This window comes from Noviherbaspirillum aerium, from assembly GCF_008929045.1.
In the GTDB taxonomy this organism is placed as follows: Bacteria; Pseudomonadota; Gammaproteobacteria; order Burkholderiales; family Burkholderiaceae_D; genus Noviherbaspirillum; species Noviherbaspirillum aerium.
Genome location: NZ_VFAH01000074.1, coordinates 1 through 1,241, shown reverse-complemented (window position 1 = coordinate 1,241; position 1,241 = coordinate 1). Strand labels below are relative to the sequence as shown.

Annotated in this window: 1 protein-coding gene; it reads right to left on the bottom strand. The window is 65.1% G+C overall.

What is annotated here, in order from left to right; all coding sequences use genetic code 11:
- Positions 1-1,241 (bottom strand): acetate--CoA ligase (locus FH061_RS30130; protein WP_151639500.1); only part of this gene is annotated, 1,241 nt, incomplete at both ends.

Below are 1,241 nucleotides of genomic sequence, written 5' to 3'. Positions count from 1 at the left end.
TGATCCAGGATGGCCGGATTTTCCAGCGTGGAGACATCCTGGGTGATCTGTTCGCCCTTGGCCAATACACGCAGCAGGCGCCGCATGATCTTGCCCGAGCGCGTCTTCGGCAGGTTGTCGCCGAACCGGATTTCCTTCGGCTTGGCGATCGGACCGATCTCCTTGCCCACCCAGTCGCGCAACTCCTTGGCAATCCGCTTCGCTTCGTCGCCACTCGGCCTGGCCTGCTTCAGCACCACGAACGCGCAGATCGACTCGCCCGTCGTCTCGTCCGGCTTGCCCACCACCGCCGCTTCCGCCACCAGCGGATTGGCCACCAGCGCCGATTCGATTTCCATCGTGCCCATGCGGTGGCCCGAGACGTTCAGCACGTCATCGATGCGGCCGGTAATCGTGAAGTAACCGGTCTGCTCGTTGCGCACCGCGCCGTCGCCGGCCAGGTAGATCTTGCCCCCCAGTTCTTCCGGGAAGTAGCTCTTCTTGAAGCGCTCCGGGTCGTTCCAGATGGTGCGGATCATCGACGGCCATGGCCGCTTGACCACCAGGATGCCGCCCTGCCCGTTCGGCAGGTCGTTGCCGGTCTCGTCCACCACCGCCGCCATGATGCCCGGCAGCGGCAGCGTGCAGGAACCCGGCACCATCGGCGTGGCGCCCGGCAGCGGCGTGATCATGTGGCCGCCGGTCTCGGTCTGCCAGAAGGTGTCGACCACCGGGCACTTCTCGTTGCCGATATTGCGGTAGTACCACATCCAGGCTTCCGGATTGATCGGCTCGCCGACCGAACCCAAGAGGCGCAGGGATGACAGGTCGTACTGCTTCGGATGCACCGCGGCATCGGCGTCGGCGGCCTTGATCAGCGAGCGGATGGCCGTTGGCGCGGTGTAGAAGATGGTGGCCTTGTGGCGGGCGATCATGTCCCAGAAGCGGCCGGCGTTGGGATAGGTCGGCACGCCTTCGAACACGATCTGGGTCGCGCCGACGGCCAGCGGGCCGTAGGCGATGTAGGTATGGCCGGTGACCCAGCCGATGTCGGCGGTGCACCAGAAGACGTCCGACGGCTTGATGTCGAAGGTCCATTTCATGGTGAGCATGGCCCACAGCAGGTAGCCGCCGGAGGCATGCTGGACGCCCTTGGGCTTGCCGGTGGAGCCGGAGGTGTAGAGGATGAACAGCGGATGCTCGGCATCGACCCATTCCGGCTCGCAGGTGCTGGCCTGGTTGGCGACGACATCCTTCATCCA